General features: G+C 49.9%; 18 protein-coding genes. 10 read left to right on the plus strand and 8 right to left on the minus strand.

Going from position 1 to position 17,953, the window contains the following annotated elements:
- The first annotated feature begins 71 nt into the window (after positions 1-71).
- Complete coding sequence (locus RN01_RS25410; protein WP_035834955.1) at positions 72-1,130, plus strand: ArdC family protein; 1,059 nt, start codon at positions 72-74, stop codon at positions 1,128-1,130.
- Positions 1,131-1,155: 25 nt separating this feature from the next.
- On the opposite strand, the gene RN01_RS25415 is transcribed toward RN01_RS25410, so the two are convergent.
- Complete coding sequence (locus RN01_RS25415) at positions 1,156-2,046, minus strand: hypothetical protein (RefSeq protein ID WP_024569581.1); 891 nt, start codon at positions 2,044-2,046, stop codon at positions 1,156-1,158.
- A 126-nt stretch (positions 2,047-2,172) separates the two neighbouring features.
- Between RN01_RS25415 and RN01_RS25420 the strand changes: the two genes are divergently transcribed.
- Positions 2,173-2,775 (plus strand): hypothetical protein, encoded by a 603-nt coding sequence (locus RN01_RS25420; protein WP_024569580.1) that lies wholly within the window; start codon positions 2,173-2,175, stop codon positions 2,773-2,775.
- A gap of 9 nt (positions 2,776-2,784) precedes the next feature.
- On the opposite strand, the gene RN01_RS25425 is transcribed toward RN01_RS25420, so the two are convergent.
- Positions 2,785-5,226, minus strand: coding sequence for a type IV secretory system conjugative DNA transfer family protein (locus RN01_RS25425; RefSeq protein ID WP_024569579.1), 2,442 nt, complete (start codon positions 5,224-5,226; stop codon positions 2,785-2,787).
- 9 nt (positions 5,227-5,235) lie between these two features.
- Positions 5,236-5,445 carry a hypothetical protein gene (locus RN01_RS25430; protein ID WP_024569578.1) on the minus strand — a complete coding sequence of 70 codons (210 nt, stop codon included), beginning with the start codon at positions 5,443-5,445 and terminating at the stop codon, positions 5,236-5,238.
- Between the two features lie 706 nt (positions 5,446-6,151).
- Between RN01_RS25430 and phnC the strand changes: the two genes are divergently transcribed.
- Genes phnC through RN01_RS25455 form a run of 5 tightly spaced genes read left to right on the plus strand, consistent with a single transcriptional unit; the run spans position 6,152 to position 10,559 of the window.
- The gene (gene phnC / locus RN01_RS25435; RefSeq protein WP_020200553.1) at positions 6,152-6,970 is read left to right on the plus strand and encodes a phosphonate ABC transporter ATP-binding protein; all 819 of its coding nucleotides are present in this window, start codon (positions 6,152-6,154) and stop codon (positions 6,968-6,970) included.
- A gap of 2 nt (positions 6,971-6,972) precedes the next feature.
- Positions 6,973-7,833: a phosphate/phosphite/phosphonate ABC transporter substrate-binding protein gene (gene phnD / locus RN01_RS25440; RefSeq protein WP_004629229.1), complete on the plus strand. Its 861-nt coding sequence runs from the start codon at positions 6,973-6,975 to the stop codon at positions 7,831-7,833.
- Between the two features lie 12 nt (positions 7,834-7,845).
- Complete coding sequence (gene phnE / locus RN01_RS25445) at positions 7,846-8,643, plus strand: phosphonate ABC transporter, permease protein PhnE (RefSeq protein WP_024569577.1); 798 nt, start codon at positions 7,846-7,848, stop codon at positions 8,641-8,643.
- A 24-nt stretch (positions 8,644-8,667) separates the two neighbouring features.
- The gene (locus RN01_RS25450) at positions 8,668-9,678 is read left to right on the plus strand and encodes a phosphonate dehydrogenase (RefSeq protein WP_024569576.1); all 1,011 of its coding nucleotides are present in this window, start codon (positions 8,668-8,670) and stop codon (positions 9,676-9,678) included.
- 14 nt (positions 9,679-9,692) lie between these two features.
- Positions 9,693-10,559 (plus strand): LysR family transcriptional regulator, encoded by an 867-nt coding sequence (locus tag RN01_RS25455; RefSeq protein WP_231108837.1) that lies wholly within the window; start codon positions 9,693-9,695, stop codon positions 10,557-10,559.
- A 98-nt stretch (positions 10,560-10,657) separates the two neighbouring features.
- Here the strand turns inward: RN01_RS25455 and RN01_RS25460 are convergent, their stop codons facing one another.
- From RN01_RS25460 to RN01_RS25470, 3 genes are read right to left on the minus strand one after another with little or no spacing between them, the layout of a single operon-like run.
- Positions 10,658-10,900 carry a hypothetical protein gene (locus RN01_RS25460; RefSeq protein ID WP_017514955.1) on the minus strand — a complete coding sequence of 81 codons (243 nt, stop codon included), beginning with the start codon at positions 10,898-10,900 and terminating at the stop codon, positions 10,658-10,660.
- A gap of 16 nt (positions 10,901-10,916) precedes the next feature.
- On the minus strand, positions 10,917-14,099 hold the full coding sequence (locus RN01_RS25465; RefSeq protein ID WP_024569575.1) for an AAA family ATPase: 3,183 nt from the start codon (positions 14,097-14,099) through the stop codon (positions 10,917-10,919).
- A gap of 5 nt (positions 14,100-14,104) precedes the next feature.
- Complete coding sequence (locus RN01_RS25470) at positions 14,105-14,368, minus strand: hypothetical protein (protein ID WP_024569574.1); 264 nt, start codon at positions 14,366-14,368, stop codon at positions 14,105-14,107.
- Between the two features lie 380 nt (positions 14,369-14,748).
- Between RN01_RS25470 and RN01_RS25475 the strand changes: the two genes are divergently transcribed.
- Both RN01_RS25475 and RN01_RS32585 read left to right on the plus strand, forming a co-directional pair.
- Positions 14,749-15,420, plus strand: a complete 672-nt coding sequence (locus RN01_RS25475; protein ID WP_039016799.1) for a hypothetical protein — start codon at positions 14,749-14,751, stop codon at positions 15,418-15,420.
- Between the two features lie 200 nt (positions 15,421-15,620).
- A complete protein-coding gene (locus RN01_RS32585; protein WP_024569573.1) occupies positions 15,621-16,187 on the plus strand; it encodes a hypothetical protein in 567 nt (188 codons plus the stop codon).
- A 9-nt stretch (positions 16,188-16,196) separates the two neighbouring features.
- Here RN01_RS32585 and RN01_RS25485 read toward each other — a convergent pair whose 3' ends face one another.
- Entirely contained in the window at positions 16,197-16,622 is a 426-nt protein-coding gene (locus RN01_RS25485; protein ID WP_024569572.1) for a hypothetical protein, read from the minus strand.
- Positions 16,623-16,670: 48 nt separating this feature from the next.
- Entirely contained in the window at positions 16,671-17,459 is a 789-nt protein-coding gene (locus RN01_RS34090; RefSeq protein WP_139379540.1) for a hypothetical protein, read from the minus strand.
- Between the two features lie 197 nt (positions 17,460-17,656).
- Here RN01_RS34090 and RN01_RS33335 point away from each other — a divergent pair, with 197 nt between their 5' ends.
- On the plus strand, positions 17,657-17,938 hold the full coding sequence (locus tag RN01_RS33335; RefSeq protein ID WP_017515951.1) for an integration host factor subunit beta: 282 nt from the start codon (positions 17,657-17,659) through the stop codon (positions 17,936-17,938).
- Positions 17,939-17,953: the final 15 nt, after the last annotated feature.

Raw genomic sequence — 17,953 nt, forward strand, 5'->3', positions numbered from 1 at the left:
TGATATTCGGTAGAAGCTTGACATTGTGAATTTTGTCTTTATGGTTAATTGTAATAATCATAGAGACATAGATGGCATACAAGAAACAATACCAAAAAAAAGAATACGCCAAGACTGAAGAGCGAGACTATCAGCAGGAGCTAACCAACAAGTTCATTGCACGTATTGAAGAAGCGATTGCTTGTGAAGAGCAAGGCTTGAAGTGGGAAAAGCCATTTTTTAGTTGCAACGAATGGCCAAGAAATGCCCTGACTGGTGAAAAATATCATGGCTCTAATGTTGCAACTCTGATGACTGAAGAGTTCAGCGATCCACGCTGGATGACCTTCGTTCAAATGCAAGAACTGTCCAAGGCAATGGAAACTCCACTTCACATAAAGAAGGGTTCCAAGGCCAGCTACATCATGAAGGTCGTTCCAGCCTATCAGAAAGATAGTGACGGCAATGTTCTCAAGAATAGTGATGGGAAAGCTCTTCCTGTTCTTGATGAAAAGGGTAATCCCAAGATCGGCTTTAAGTGGTATCCCGTTTTCAATGCCAGTCAGATTGAAGGAATGCCACCTTACATTCAAGCCAGTAAGGAAGTGAAACCGGTTGAAGAGATTGAACTACTCTCCAAGGCTTTGCAGGAAAGAACCGATCTCAAAGTGGAGCACTCAGGGGTATCTCGTGCTTACTATTCTTCTGCCAAGCATCTGGTTCATATGCCTGAACCCGGTCTATTCAAGAGTAGTGAAGCCTATGCCGACACCTTGCTACATGAGTTTGGGCATAGCACGGGGCCAGCATTGGGCAGAAAAATGGGTAATGGGTTCGGCACGTCCGAGTATGCAAAAGAAGAGCTGATTGCCGAATTGACTTCATCATTCATGGCTGTTGAGTTGGGTATCCCCCACAATCCTTCCAGCCATGAAAATCATGCGGCTTACTTGAGATCGTGGCTTTCTGCCCTGAAAGATGACAAAACCTTGATCACCAAGGCAGCTAATCAGGCATCCAAGGCTACCGAATATCAGATTGAGCATTTGGAAGCCTACAAACTGACCCTTCAGCTAAAAAACCAGCAGGCTCAAGACATGGCAGATCAGGCGATTGCCACTGCAAAAAAGGGCTGTGCGATCAGTATGTAGTTGAAAAACCACGTCGTGGCGTGGCTTATCGGGATTGTGCAGTGCCCTTTGGCTTGGCAACACTCGCCTGTTTGGCCGTTTCAGGGTAGAGATCGTCGGTTTTCAACTGTGCCAGCCACTCAGGGCCCAATTGGTTGCGGACTTGTTGAAGAAGAGCAGACTGATTGTTGTCCAGTCCCTTGTAGCTACCAGTGGTCCAAGCTGCATTGAGTTTTTCCTTCCAAGCCTGACCGTTCTTCTCACTGTAAGCCCTGAGAACTGCACGCTGATCTTCCGTTAAGGTTTGGTTTTCAGTAGTGGCAACCTCCTTGGGCTGGTAGTCTTTGGCGCTGATTCTTCCCAATTCGTCGTATCGTAGATATTTGTGACTGCCTACTGGGAATTTTTCCTTCAAGGTCTCTTCGCGGTTGGCAAACTCTTCTTTGCCTTGCAGTAGCTTGGTGCTGTGGATGACTCGGACGAATATCTTTTCGTCGTTCTCGCCAGCAGATTGAGCCACAAAATATTTCCCACTGTGCAGAATTTCTCCGACAGCAAAGCCTTTGGTTGGAGCTTTGTAGATGAAGGCAACCGTCTTGTTGTCATGTGCTTGGTTGAAGGACAACACGGATTCCATAGCTTCTCGTTCGCTGGCAATCGCCTTGGCGGTGCTCCTGGCTTCCTTTAATTTGTACGTGAAGCTCTTGATCTGCTCATCCGTGGCCAGATTTTCAATTGGAATTTCATAGATGGCACGTTTGATGTCCGGTTGTTCAATACGCTTGGCAAAAGCATGTTTTTCATCCTTGCTGTTGAATAACCAATACACATCATAGCTGTTCGGAAGATCTACAAGGTATCGCTGGTTGTCGGGGTCGGCAATCACAGTCACACCATCCAGTTCCCCTGTTTGTATCTTACTTGCTCTTGTTGTCATGGCTTTCCTTTCGCTCATGATCAAGAAGTAGCAAAACAAAATATAAAGTCAAATCTAACAAGATGAGTGGCATTTCTCTTGCAATCCTTTTTTGTTTTTGTATGTTTGATTAAAAAAGGAAATCAAATGCAAGAAATAGGAAAGCGTGAGAGTTTCAGGGACAAGATACTTGCCATGCTTCCTGAAGAAAGAAAGCTTGACTTGATGAAGGTCATCAATGATGCAGGTTTAAGATCGGATGATGAAGCCTTCGCTCTTCTCTATATTATGGGATACATCAAGACACTGTATGAAGATATGCCTGATGCCGTAGAGCAAATGAATCATGTGGTCTGGCAAATGTCTGATTCGCTTGAAAGTTCGATGCAGGCGATTTTGAACAAGAATCTTGATAGCATAAAGATGGATATACACGCACACAGTAGCCGTGCTGCGGGTAATCTTCAGAACATGAGTCAGCGTTTCGCCCAACTGCTACAGGCTCATGAGGAAAAAATTCAAAGCTACGCCAGTTTGCTTGATGCGGAAAACGAGAAGCTACGTGAGAAGAGCCGCCACTTGTTCATCAGTGCCATGCGATCCAAGCTTCCCGATCTGATTGAACCCTACCTTCAGCAGATGGTGGAAGCTCCCTACACCATCAAAGGAATCGCTCGCGATTTTCTAGTCTGGTCGTCCAGCATGGCGGTTGTGTTGATCGGCTATGAACTGATCAAACGATGGCAATGATTCACGTTCTTAATCTTCCTGATACATGGCAAAAGGACCTGGTTCGGCGATGAATCCAAGGCGATCCGCATCCGTCTGTGTGGCAAATTCCCTTTCAAGGTCGTCACAGTAGCCGTCGTAGAGATGGTCTAGCTGTTCATCAATCATGATCTGGGTGGCTAAGATTGGCGGTTGCGGCGCTTGATAGCTGTCGTGGGAAACATCCCAAAATCGGTCCATATCAGGGAGTGTGGGACTGCTCGGCTGGGCATCGATCCATTCAGCCGGTTTGCTCTCTGCTCTGGTTTTGTAGGACAAGATCGGTACTGTCAGTATGTAGGCCGGATTCTGTCGGGCGAACAAAGCCAGATAGGTGATGGTTAGCGTCGCTTCATTGGCCCCCAACAAGTTGAACTCGTTGGCCCCCATGACTTTTTCCTGGTGGTGCTGTTCATCCACGGAGGTGGATTTTCCCCCGTCGCTATGGCTCACGCTACGGTGCAGCTTGGCGATGGTTTTTTCACCCAACAACTCGGAAAACTTGTTGGCTGTGAAGCCGTCATTGACCCCCAAGATATACATGCTTCCGGTGTTCGCGGTTATGAAATCGACGAATTCCTGCCCGTAAATTTTCACCAGTTGCGCGAGATCCTGCATGGCCAGACTGAGACTGACCCCCCTTGAGCGATACAACGATAAAGCAGGTGCGGTGAAGGCTTCAATGTTGCCGTAAGACTGGAATTCATCGATCAGTATGTGGAAGCGGCGGCTACGGCTGTCGGTCAAGTCACCCAGAATGACGGTGTTAGCGAAGTAGAGAATGCCCTTGATCAGTCCTTCGGTCAGCGTGGGAAAACTCTCGGACGGCTTCAAAATGAGCACTTTTCGCTTCGGCTTCTCGCTCATGATCCAAGCACGTATTGACAGCTTTTTGATGCTTTCTGCCTTGTCCCATTCGTCAGCATACTGAACGATAGTGGCACACAAGCTTTTCCAGCCATCCATGAACGCCGGTTTCATTAGCGCCGCTTTCTCATTGCCGCTCAGATACGGAAAAATGCGCTGGTTCTGCTCGTCAATCGGTTGTTTGATGAACTCGGCAAAGTCCTTCCATTGCCAGTTTGGCTGTTTTCGCTTGAGATGTAGGCAAACCCCCTTGAAGTAGCAGGTCTTCTTCAAACGGATGGTTTCGTTCTCATCGCTCAATTGATCATTGACCATATCCTGGGTGACAAAGCTCAGATAAGCCGAAGAACGTAAGGCTCTGGCTGTCGCTTGATAGACCGGGGTCTTGCTGTCGTAACAGTCGTGAATTCGTCCCAACTGAATGATGTCAGCCGTGTAGGTGCCCAGATTGAACATGACACTGGCCAAGGTGTCCTTGGCTGAATTCAAGACCTGTCGGGCTTCAGGATAGTGCTCGCCAATGATCAGGGACAAGGCTTCGCCGTTCCTGGTGAGCAGATGGGCCAACATGCCATAGTTCCATGCCTTCGGTGCCAAAATCTGTAACACCTTGGTTGCCCCTGTACAGACGGCTACGGCAGCCAGTGACCAAATCTCGTTGCTCTCTTCAACGGGGATTTTTCCCTTCCAGAAAGCATTGGCCACCAACGGGTTGCGTAAGTCTTCCGCGATGTTCCAGCAAACCCCACCTTCTTCATGCGGCGCAATTTTGATGATGTGGCTACTGTGGAAATACTTGCAGTAGTCCGATTTTGGGGTGTCGGCGATCAATAATTTGAGGGCTTCGCCGTTGCGAATACGTTGATAGACCTGAGCTACTTCCAGAAAGTAGATGAGCTGGGTCTTGCCGCGCCCCGTTCCACCAATATAGAGCGCGTGCGAACGACGAAGGGTTTCTGGCTTCTCAATGAATCGGCCTGGCTTCAGATGCTGGGGGCTGTAATGCTTCGGGTTGGTGGGATTAAATTCCTGGTCGGCGCCGATCACCAAGCCTGAACCTTTCCCGTTGCGGCAAAGAAAGCCGAATTCGCGTTTCAAGGTACGGTAGGCGATTTTTCCTTCCAGCAGTTCCTTGCCCCTGATATGGCGAACACCCCCCACGGGGTTGAGCGATTTCCAGAAGATCCAGCCACCACAAGCCACACCGACAACCATTGCCATCAGCCAACGATAGACAAGGTAATCGCCCAAACCGATCTGGTTCAGACGGTGTAGATAAGCATGGTAGTAGTGAAAAACTTCCCCCTGAAAGAGCTTGGAGACGAGTCCAGCAAGGACTTGCCAGAACGCCTGCACATGAAAAATCGGTGGTCGCTCGCTGGGTGGTGCAGGAAAGAAGGGATAGTTGGCCCATGACAACAACAGCACAAGGCTGGTAACAATCACGGTGACGAAAAGCCCCATGAACATGGCTGAACCGACATGAACCGTCTGGATGGTGGTGTCCAAGGGCTGCTGATCGCCAGGTAACATCCACTTTGCTTTGTTCTCTCTTTTGATAGTCATTCTGAACTCTCAAGCCATGAATTCAAGAAAGAGAAACGCTGCATAAAACAAGATATACAACAAGACTGGAATGATGAATTTCAGCTTGTAACTATGTTCTGCCCACCATGGATTTGGGGGGTTGATGTACGATTGATTTCTGTACTTGTAATCCCCCATGATCTCGGTGGGGATGAAGACTGAATCTTCTTCTGTCAAATCTTCTTGTTTGTGCTCCATGATCTTCTCTTCTTCTTTTTGTACAAGCTACAAAAATAATCAGAGAAAGCAAGCTAACAATCAAAAGTTTAAAGAAAAATTGTTACTTCAACTTTCCCAACTTCCCCAGATACCCCAGGCTTTTTCAAAGTCGACACAACGGTGTATGGAATCCATCTATATACCCATTTTTTTCTTGATTAAGAAAAGAATGGGGTATCTGGGGAAATCCTTCGGAACCAGCATAAACAGGGGCTTTGAGCTTCCCCAGGCGCTTGGGGAAGCTCTGGGGAAGCTGGGGTAAATGTTGGGAAAATGCTTCAGTTTTTCCGCTGGGGACACATGATCTTCCCCGTGCTGGTCAAAAATTACCCCAGGCCATGGGGAAATATCCCCGGCTAAAGCTGAATTTTCCCCAGGACTTCCCCAGGGGGTGATCGAGATTGTGAGTCCTCGGTCAAGTCGTTCATTCCCTTGAATCTGCGAAATCGCTCTCTGATGACCACCTAATCGCTTCAACCTGAGCGACTCTAACCGACCCATAGCAGACGTCTATATTTGGCATAGATAGCACAACTTATTTCCCTCACAGGCACCCGCGACCATGTCACAAAAATGACATCAACGAGTCATCAGGGTGTCATATCACGACATTACCATCGCTGCAATTCAGATTCGTAATCAGGTCATCATTTTTGATTACGAATTCAAATCTGCCGGAGGTGTCATGATCGAACTACAGAATGTCTCAGTCAGTTATGGTGATGCGATTGCACTGTATCCCACCACTCTCAAACTCCATCAGGGACAGTTCACCGTATTGCTCGGATCTTCCGGCGCTGGAAAATCCACGCTACTTCGCTGTATTAATTCGCTGCATGCGTCGCAGCGCGGCACCACCATTGTCGCCGGCTTAGGAAATTTGGCGAACTCGCGTGCATTGCGCATGCATCGCCGACAGACTGGCATGGTGTTTCAACAGCATCAATTGATTGGCCGACTGACGGCTTTGCAAAACGTTTCGATGGGCCGAATGGGCTACCACACGGCATTACGCAGTCTATTCCCCCTCCCGGCGAAGGATCAATCCATATGCCTGCAAAGTCTGGACCGAGTCGGCTTATTGCACAAAGCCTTAAGCCGTGTCGACGCATTGAGCGGCGGCCAGCAGCAACGCATCGGTATTGCCCGGGCTCTGGCTCAGCAACCTAAACTGGTGTTGGCTGATGAACCGGTAGCCAGCCTCGATCCTGCTACTGCAGAGCGAGTGCTAAGTCTGCTGCACCGCATTTGTAAAGAGGACGGGATTTCGGCGGTCGTCAGCCTGCATCAGGTAGACCTCGCTCAACGTTATGCCGACCGTATTATTGGCCTGTCCCATGGCCGAGTCATTTTTGATGCCGCACCGCAGACTTTGGATCAAGCCAGTTACGACACGCTGTATGAACAAGTACCCCGTTCTTCTTTGAGCGTTCCACAAGACGCTCGAGAGGAACGGCTTATCGATACTTCATTTCCCATGCAACTTGCTACCGTAAAGGATTGATTATGAAAAAACTCGCATCCGCATTAATGTCTGTCTTGCTTGCCGCCGTCTGCAGCATTGGCCATGCATCATCCAATCCCGATCCAGAAACGCTCAAAGTTGCGCTACTGCCGGACGAAAACGCATCGACCGTAATTAAAAACAACAAGCCGCTCGAAATCTATCTGGAAAAAGAGCTGGGAAAGAAAATTGAGCTGGTGGTTACCACTGATTACTCGTCAATGATCGAAGCCATGCGTCACGGCCGTATCGACATGGCATATTTTGGCCCCTTGTCGTATGTGCTGGCTAAGCAAAAGAGCGACATCGAGCCATTCGCAGCGATGAAGCAAAAGGGTAGCACTACCTACCAGTCCGTATTGATCGCCAATACTGGCGCCGGCATCGCCAAAATCAGTGATATCGTCAACAAGAATGTCGCTTACGGTGATAAGGCATCCACCTCCAGCCATTTGATTCCGAAGTCGATATTGGCGGAAAACGGTTTGAAAGCCGGCGAAAACTATCGCGAACACTTTGCCGGTGCGCATGACGCGGTGGCCATGGCCGTGCAAAACGGTCACGCGCAGGCTGGCGGCTTGAGTAAGCCGATTTTTGAATCCCTGGTTCAGCGCGGACTGGTCGATCCCAACAAAGTAAAAGTTCTTGCCGAATCGAAGCCATATCCGCAATACCCGTGGACCATGCGCAGCAATCTGAAGCCGGAACTGAAGGAAAAGATCCGTGCAGCCTTCTTGAATCTCAAAGATCCGGAAGTCCTGAAACCTTTCAAAGCCGATGGTTTCGGCCCGATCAGCGACAAAGACTATGACGTGGTGCGCAGCCTTGGCACACTGCTCAAGCTCGATCTGTCGAAGTTCTAAGTGAGCGACAGCATGCAAGCTGATTTTGGTTTGATTCTGGCCGAGCGCCAGCGCGTATGGAACCGCACGATACTGCAGTTTGCCGTTGTGCTGGCGATTGTGATCGGTTGCTGGTATTACGTCGGCCTATTTGATGCCGAGCGATTGAAGGATGGCATGCCAAGCCTGGTAAAAATTGCCGGCGAGATGTTCCCACCGAACTTCTCGCAGGCTGGCACCTGGGTCAAACCGGTACTGGATACCTTGGCCATGAGTATCGCCGGCACGGCAATCGCGGTATTGCTATCCATTCCCTTAGGAGTGCTCGCCGCGCGGAATACTAGCCCTCATCCACTCGTGTATCAAGCCACACGCGGCATGTTAAACGCTTTGCGATCGATACCCGAACTGATCATGGGCATCCTGTTCGTGGCAGCCGTTGGCTTCGGCGCATTGCCGGGTGTTTTAGCCCTAGGCTTACATTCGGTTGGCATGATCGCCAAATTTTTTTCGGAATCGATCGAACATGCCGATCCGGCACCGGTAGAAGCCGCGCATGCAGCGGGCTGCACGCCATTGCAGGTGATTTTTCATGGGATCTTTCCCCAAGTGCTTCCGCAAATGGCCGATACCGCGATCTATCGATGGGAATACAACTTCCGTGCTTCGACCGTGATGGGCATGGTCGGCGCCGGTGGAATCGGGTTCGAGCTGATGGGCTCTCTGCGCATCATGCAATACCAGGATGTCTCGGCTATTTTGCTGGTTATTTTAGGCATGGTTACCCTCGTCGACGCCTTCAGCTCCTTCCTGCGTCGCAAGTTCAAATAACTCCCAAAGCTTACAAAGGTTTTTATGAAGCCCAAAGTCGTCCTCACCCACTGGGTGCACCCGGAAATCATCGAATTGTTGTCCGCTAGCGCCGATGTTATCCCCAACACCACACGGGAAACCTTGCCGCGTTCTGAGGTAATTGCGCGAGCCAAAGATGCGGATGCACTCATGGCTTTCATGCCGGACAGCATCGACAGCGCGTTTCTCGAGGAATGTCCAAAGCTGCGTGTCATCGGCGCCGCGCTTAAAGGCTATGATAACTTCGATGTCAACGCCTGCACACGCCACGGTGTATGGCTTACGATTGTGCCGGATTTGCTTACGATCCCGACCGCTGAACTGACTATCGGCCTTCTTCTCGGTTTGACAAGGCATATGCTGGAAGGCGATAGGCAAATCCGTAGCGGACACTTCCAAGGCTGGCGGCCGACACTATATGGCTCTGGTTTGACAGGAAAAACGCTTGGCATCATTGGTATGGGGGCGGTCGGCCGTGCAATCGCCCAGCGCTTGGCTGGCTTTGAAATGAATCTCTTGTATTGCGATCCGATTCCGCTCAATGCCGAACAAGAAAAGGCTTGGCACGTACAGCGCGTCACGCTCGATGAACTGCTCGAAAAATGTGATTATGTCGTGCCGATGGTTCCGATGGCCGCAGAGACACTGCATCTGATCGATGCCACCGCGTTGGCCAAGATGAAAACCGGTAGCTACCTGATCAATGCATGTCGCGGCTCGGTCGTGGATGAGAATGCGGTGATAGCAGCACTGGCGTCTGGAAAACTAGCTGGATATGCAGCCGATGTCTTCGAGATGGAAGAATGGATACGCGCTGATCGCCCGCAGGCTATCCCCAAGGCGCTGCTCGACAATACGGCACAAACGTTTTTTACGCCGCATTTGGGATCGGCGGTCAAGGAAGTTCGGCTTGAAATCGAGCGGCAGGCAGCGATGAACATCATCCAGGCACTCGCTGGTGAAGAACCGATGGGCGCGATTAATCAGCCGTATCCGGGAGTAAAGGCGGCGTGATAGATCTGGAGCGTGTGGCGACGTTCATTGCCGTCGTCAAATGCGGGGGCTTTCGCGAAGCGGCGAAGCAAACTGGATTGTCCCAGCCAACAGTAACGCAGCATATCAAGCGGCTGGAGCAGTCTTTGCAGGCCCGGCTGATTGACCGCGCAACAATGCCGCAAAGCCTGACATTGGAGGGAAAGATTTTTTTCCCCTATGCGGAACAATTGCTCCGTACTAGCCATAAGGCTACGGCAGCCCTCCACAATAAAAGCCTGGTCGTTGGTGCAAGCTCCAATATCGGCATTTATCTTTTACAACCCTATATCAAGGCGCTCCAAGATAAATTAGCAAACAAGATCGATGTGAGGATCGGCAAAAATATCGAGATTGCCGCTTTGCTGGAAACGCTTGAAGTGGATGTAGCGGTAATGGAGTGGTGGGACTCACGTCCTGGGTTCGTCTCAACAGTATGGCGGCGCGAGAGGATGGTTGTCATTGTTCGCCCCGGCCATCCTTGGGCTGCCGAGTCGACCATTCCACTTAAGTGGTTAAAATCCCAGAACTTGCTTGGAGGCGAAGCGGCTACCGGAACTGGGCGCCTACTACAACAATATGCCGGTGCCGACTCGGCAGAGTTCACAGTGGGTATGCAGTTAGGTAGCACCGAGGCGGTCAAACACGCGGTCCACGCAGGGCTAGGAATCTCGCTTGTGATGGAAAGCGCGGTCAAGCATGAACAGGCAAGCGGATGGTTACATGCAATTCCGATTGAAGAAGATGTTTACAAAGATCTTTATCTCGTACATCGCTCAGAAACTTCGTTAAGCGGTCCGGTGGCAAGCCTTGCAGATTTGATTCTCCATTCTCCGGATTTAGGCTCAATAGAATATAAATAGCAAAACGAATGTCTGCTTCTGGCCGTTCCCTGCCTGAACGATGCCGGTCATAACAACAATATTTGGTGGTCAGGTGCAAGGCGATTTGATGGCCAAACTCATTCGAGATTCCCCTTGAATCCATCGCACTGGGTGAGTTCAAGGGGTTCCTGTGTCGCCCAGGTCACGCTGAAGAAGATGGGGCAATAACATTGCAGAATGTCACTGCTCGGTTGCCCGACACGACGGATACGTCCTTCTCGCCAGATGGCGTTGGCGCAAGTTCGGCAGATGATGTCGCTACTGAGTTCGTGTGCTTCTTCGGATTTGGCGAGTGCTTTGAGTGTGGGGCTGATGATCATGCGGTTCTCCTTTTTATTATCTGTGCATCGTGGATCGTGTCTGCTGTTGTGCCTGGTGCATAGCAAGTTGCTTCAACCGGGCTGATTGTTGGGCCTGAAGGTTGTGCTGCACTAATTGGGCTTTCACAGCTTCGGGAATCGTAGGGGGCTGGGTTTTGGCGTGACGAATTTGCTCAACTCGTGCCATCTTCAAGGCTTCGTAGGTGTTTCGGGCTTTGCCATCCAAGATTTCGTAGTCATGGCTGGTCTTCTTGAAATTGGTCTTCGCCATCGCTTCCACAATACTGGTCAGGCGATCCAAGGGATGGGGGGCATGTCCGGTCGTCGCTTTCCAGTGCTGGTCCAGAAAGCTTCGGGTCTCGGTGAAGGACTCCAAGGTTTCACTGGATAGGTCCAGATTTTTTTCACGGGCAATCCACTGGGCAACTTGTTTCATGGATGCCGTGGGGGCTTTGCCGTCCAGCTTGCTTTCCATGCGGCTGACCATGTCTTCGCTGAGATACAGCTTCAATTCGTGACGGTGGCGAGAACAGGCGACATAGGCATGGTGCAGGCTGTTGGTGTTGCTGGATACGAAGTAGAACGACTGGTTTTTGGTCTGCCCCTGACTTTTATGCACTGTGACTGCGTAGGCATGGCGTAGGGCATGGGATTTTCCGAGATCCAGCACGGTTTCCCTGCCGTCATCCATCTTGAGCTTGATCGCTTTCGGCTGGCCGGTGAGTTTGCTCAAGAAAATCTCACTGACTTCCCCCGTATCGCTGTTGTTGAGTTGCTGGGTGTCGGCATCGTCGGACTTCTGGTTTTTGGTGAAAACCACACGATCACCCATGGCAAATGCTCGTTCCTGCTTATCCTTGCACTGAACCACGACTTCTTGCTCTGGCAATTGTCCCGATTGCTTGAGCTGGGATCGCACTGCCAGATTGATGCGTTCAATGTCGTCGTTGGTGGTGGCCAAGATGATTTTGTCCTTGGCCGGGCTACTCGCCGATAGGTAGTCATTGACGATCTGGGCAAGACGTTGCTCGTCAGACGGGGTGATGATGACCTTGCCGTTTTCGTAAAGGGTACGAATTGCCTGATGGGCTCGGCCACTGGCGAAGTCTTCCACCATCTCGCGTTGCCACTGATCCACCTGTCGGTTGATTTCTCGAACCGGGGTCGTGACGAAATCCTTATTAAGCTGGGAAAAATTTGAGCCAAATCCCACGCTTTGGAGCTGCTCACGTTCACCAACTAGAACCAGCTTCGCCCCTGCATTATTAATATGCTGGATCACACGGTAGAAGGTGTTGGTGTCGGCCATCCCTGCTTCGTCCCAGAAGAGAACGGACTGACGATCCAGCTTCAACTTCCCTTCGTCCAGCAGACGTATCAGTTTGGTGGTGTTGTGGAAATCGTTTGACCCCATGCCTGTGGATTCGGCCAGACCCTTGCTTGCTGTTGAACTGGTCGAAGTCCCGAAGACCTTGAAGCCATGGGCCACATAGAACTCACGGGCCGCCTTCAACAAGGTGGATTTACCGGCACCGGCTCTGCCAGCCACATTACAAACAGCCCCTGGTTCGGTCAGGATCATCTGCACGGCTTCACGCTGGCCGAGTGCAAATTTGAATTTTCGGTCGGGGCCGGACTGCTGACGCTCATAGTCCAGAATGAAACGGGCCACCTGATCACGGTCAAACCTGAACCCCTGTTCCTGCTCACGTGCCTTCAGGCTGGATGAGATATAGGTGTCCTTGGCAATCGTGGATCGGTGCAGAAAACGGGCTTCGCGCATGAATCGCAGTTGCATGGACTGACGGTGGTTGGGATCGGTGATCGTGCCGTCCAATAAGGGCTTGAAGTAGTCCATCTGCGCCTTGCTCATGGACAGCACGCAATCCTGTTCAAAAATTCGGGTGGCTTCTCGTTCGGCTTGCTCGCCGCTCATGCTGGGCAACAGTTGTTTCTGGATGTGGGCCAGATATTGGCTCTCTGTCATCGCCACATCTTTGTGATGGCGAAGAAAGGTCTCTTCCATGACTTCGGCCGTCAGCGGCGGCTGGGGTTTGTGGGTTGCTTTGACACGGGATAATTCCTGCTTGAACTGGGTCGGTGTCCAGCCCATGCGCTGAAATTCCTGATGCCAGACGGCTTTCAGTTGAACCGGTGACTTGTTGGTTTTCTCGTCACGGGACGTCAGACGGGCGAGCTCTTCAGCCTGGTAGCCAGATTTCCCCGAAGCTTTCAACACCTTCTGTATCTCTTGTTCGCGAGTGGATCGCCAGTCACAGACCTGGGCAGGGATCAAGGATTCGGGCAAGTCAAAGGAAACCGTTTTTCGTTCCTGCTCCTGAAGAAACTCGTTGGCTACGTCTTCATCGTGCTTGACGGGATCGAAGACAAAGCCGAATTCTCGTTCCAGACCTTCCTTCATGTGGCGCATGAAAATGGCGTCCAGTGCTGAAGCATTCGCTCCGATCTCATCCGTGCATAGGCTGTAGAGCTTGCCGTCGTAACCACGGGCAACATTCAGCAGATCAAAGTGGAAGTGCAGAAAGGGACTCTCTGAGCGTGAGTCAATATGAAAGAAGGGGATACCCAAGATTTCGGCAGCACACTGGTAGTCGGTGCCATCCTGACCTTTGCGGATACGGGCCAGATTGAGCATTTCAGGGACAACAGCCTGCCTGAAAACATCGTTGCAAAGCTGGCTGAAGCGTTTTTCAATGCTGGGGTCTTCGGTGGCCAGTAACGCCATCGCCGTTGAAAGTCGTTCGCCAAAGCAAAAGATGAACTCCGTTCCCAGTCGGTTCTTTTGCTCGCCCTTGGCTGGGTAACGATAGCTCCCGTCAGGATTGATCGGGGTGGCCGTCTTCCTGAACTGCACCATTTTTCCCCTTGGGGTGTCCTGTGCCTGGCTGAACAACGCCGATGATTCGGACACGGGACACCAGCCGTTGGACAAGTCCTTCCATAGCTCAGGGCTGAGAAATTTACCGTCCAGTCCCAAGCTTTGCGCCAGATCGCCCAATAGCTTTGGGTTGTAGGGATTGCCGGCCAGAAACTCGGCAAATCGGGGATCATTCAAGTCATGAGATTGCTCGTCGGGAAACTGCTCGGCAATCGAAGCCAATAACGACGTGCTGTTGTAGTTCAGTTGCTTCTCGTGATACTCCAGATTGGTCATGGAAGCATAGTTACGCAACATCATGACGGCTACTCCATGTTCATGCTCTGAACGATAAAGTACAAGTCTTCAATCCCTGAACTGAGCTTGGCAATTTCGTTTTTTACCGCAATCAACTCATCCTTCAAGTCATCGAAGGCGTCTGACTGATCCCTGTTCTTTTCGTATTCACGAAGGGCGATTCGCCAAGCTTCGCTTTTGTTTTTTGTCTGGTGATCTTTCATCACAAGGTCAAGAAGCTTCGCATCATCTTCAAAAACCTTGATGCCATCCATACGTGAGTGTTCTTTCATTTGTTCTCCATTTTTGATTCAAGGTAACAAACGAAGTTGCAAAGTCAAGGTTTAATCTGACAAGTGGAACGAAAATGTTCTATAAGGTCGTTTTGACTGTCTCGAAGGCACTTAACGCATCAAGATACATTTTAATGTGATAGGTGCTTATGAACTGCAAAACGGTAAAAAACAGAGAGAGCGACAAAGAAAAAGACAAAGGTAGACAAGCGAAGACAATGCACGACAACGAACAATCATTGACAAGACAAGCTTGGAACAAAGGCTAACAAGCAAAAAACAAAGAAAAGACAATGCTCTGACAACAAACAGACAATATCACTTGATTTTGTGACAAAAATTTATTACTTCATGACTAGACAAGAGCAAAGGATAAGGTCATGGAGATTCAAGCTATTTTGAACAATGCTGTCGTGCAAGCAGAACAGGAAGCTGTTGCGACAACCAACAAGACACGTTTGATTGATGTGTTCAGGGAAAACTACGATGACTGGAACGCTCGTCTATTTCCGGCATGGAAGAAGGTCGGCAAGGTGTGTCATCAAGAACTTGCCTTGCTACTCAACCAAGTCGGATTCAGCACGGTCAATCCAGCGATGGTCAGCCGCTACATGAAACTGGTCAGGGACGAGCGAAAGAAAAACAGAAATCCTGTGACGGTCACTCAGTCAGCGAAGGCAACAGTAAAAAATCCAGCAGTCCCCCCCACCCAATCGGTGACGGAGGGCGCATCAGGAAGCGATGATCACGATTGGCTCGATCCTTCCTGGTTAGGGGATGAACCGAACTGGACTGAGCTGGTGATGCCTGGTGCTCGTCGTCCCAAAGTCGCAGAAGACTGGGATACTCACTGGGAAAATGTGTGGCGTTGGCTCTATTGCTTGGCTGATACCCACGGTCTGAACTCGTTTGATCGCACGGTGTATGCTGGCTTCAAGAAAATCAGTGCCAGTATCGGCGATCTCTGGCTGGACTTGAGCAAGGTGCGTCGGTTAATGAACTTGGCAGGGGTGCCACTTGACCCCAAGGGAGTAGGTTGCCAAGGTGGTTGAAAAATCCAGTCGCCACTTCATCGATGCAGTCGCAGAAGTATTTATGAAATTTGCTTGCTGGGGTAGAATTTCTACTGGCTGGATCGAAGCCTGCTGCCCACCTTGGCAAACCCGAATAGGACGATCAGCACTCCGCATATTTTGAGATTCCATTTCATGGGGTCGGCAGTGGGCACCGTGTTCCATGTTGGAGATCTCAAATGGCAAACAGCTATATCGTCACTTCCAAGACACTGAGCCAACTCAAGCAAAAGGCTCGTGATTTGAAAAAATCAGCGGGAATTCCGCACCACGAAGCACTGGAACAGGTTGCCAAAGGCATTGGGCTACCTAACTGGCACAAAGTGGCTGAGTCAGCAGAAATAACTGCACAAACAGAAAAGGCTTACCTATCAGGTCTCATCGTCGCCTTCGACATGAAGGATGCGGGGAGTTTTGACCCCGCGAACATCTTCATCGAAGATCAGCAGGCACTAGCATTTTGCGAAAAGGATTTGTTGGCTTCCTTTCGGAAAGCTTGCGAAGATGAAGGTGAGCCGGCGACCGAAGAAGAAGTAGAAGACTATCGAAATGAGTTGCACTGGAACCATGTGTTGTTTCGTTATGTCGGTCATGAACTCCCCGTGACTGTTCGTGATGCACTGAATCTCATCTATGAAAAGTCCTTTTGGGCACCACTCTATGTGTGGTTGAAGGGGGGGTTCTACGAAACTGGCTATGAAGGGGCGCAGGATGAAGAAGGTGAAATTGCCGGTATCCGATTATGAACCAGTCGATTATGCTATCCGCTTACCCTGTCGATAGTGTGCAGGTGACAGCCGTTTGACTGTATCAAAGGCTGCCTTGTAGTCGGTGACTTCCCAAAGCCATGCTTCTTGGATTTCGTATTCTGTGTTGTAGAGTATCCAGATCAAAAAATCCCAGTCGTAGTTTTTGGCTTTGGGAACCAAGGTCACGAAGCTTCCTGGCTTGCCACTGGGTCGATTCCCCTTAACCTGATACTTCTTACCCTGAAATATGAAGTCATGTCCCTTCTGGACAGCAGTCATTCCCTGCATCACAGAAGAGTATTCTTCCGTGGGGCACCCAACTAAATGAGCGGCATCATATTCTGACAAGGCAGAAGTAATCGATGGTGCATTCCCGTAGGCTCGTTCCCAAGCCAGAACGGTTTCTACCAACTGCTGCCGCAAACTGATCATTAAGATTACCTTTTGGTTTTCTGGGGGTGGCTTTCTAGGATGCCAAATTCACCCGTTCAAGAAAAGTCCTTCCACAGCTTGGCTGACACTGGGAATGAACCTGTTCATGATGAACTGGTCGCCCCTGTCTTGCGCCAGATAGTCACCATCGCCAGGGAAGTAAGAGCCGTCTGTCTGTTTGCGTTCCGATCTAGGGGTGAAAACCTCTCGTAGGGTATTGTTTTTGAGCAAGTCAAAGATTCTTGGGCTCAAAGTCTGCTCAAGGATGAAATGGGGTTCATGTCCGAACTGTTTAAGTAAGCCATCAATGAGAGATTGGGCATTGTTCTCGGTGGCTTTTATGAACCCCACGTTGATAGCAAGGATGAACTTTGCCCCGTTGGGGAAGGTTTCTCTCAAGCTCTTGTAGGAAGTAATGCTTTTCTGATCCTTGATAGGGCAAACGAAGATCACTTCGGCGTCGGCGAAGTCCAAAAAGTCGATGAAATCCTGTGGGCTACCCATGCAAGTTGCCAGTTGGTGCGTGGCATTGGCTGGCAAATCGAAAACAAGGTAGTTGGAGTCAGTCCCAAGACTACTAGCTACTTTAGATTTTTCATCAGGGTTAGCAATGTCCAGAAAGGCAACTCCTTGGGATGGGTCTTGCAAATGCAATGGCTTCAATGCACCGTTACTGTTCTTCTGCCCATATCGTTCATACAAGCCTTGAAAGTTACGGTCACAGACATAACCATCGACCTTCTCGGTCATTCTCAATGTTTCAAGAATCACGGATGCTACGAGCGTCTTGCCAATGTTGCCTGCATCGGATGCCACAATCACAACTTTTTTCTTCATGTCTTTTCTTTCTTTTTTGTTTGTCTATTTGATTTACAAAAAAACAAAGAAAAAATCAATAGTAAATCAAGTCAATTTTTATGCTTAAATTGATTTTATTTCTTTGAATTTAAGGAAGTTGTCATCGTCTTTGTTTTCAGTAAATCAAACGTTGGAAGATGCTTTGTTGAAATCTTGTTGTTCAGTAAAATTTCTCCATGACCAGATCCGAACTCATTGCTCGTTTGGCTGAGCGCTTTCCACAACTTGTCCTGAAAGATGCCGATAGCTGTGTTAGTGAAATTCTCACTGCGATTGCCGATAGTCTGAAGGCGGGAAATCGCGTTGAAATCCGTGGCTTCGGCTCGTTTTCCTTGAACTATCGGCCTGCTCGCACGGCGAGAAACCCCAAAACGGGCGAAAAGGTTGCCGTAGCAGGGAAGTTCGTTCCGCACTTCAAGGCAGGTAAGGAACTACGGGAATTGGTAGATCGCCGATGAACACCATGCAAAAGA

This window comes from Cupriavidus sp. SHE (assembly GCF_000812445.1).
Lineage (GTDB): Bacteria > Pseudomonadota > Gammaproteobacteria > Burkholderiales > Burkholderiaceae > Cupriavidus > Cupriavidus metallidurans.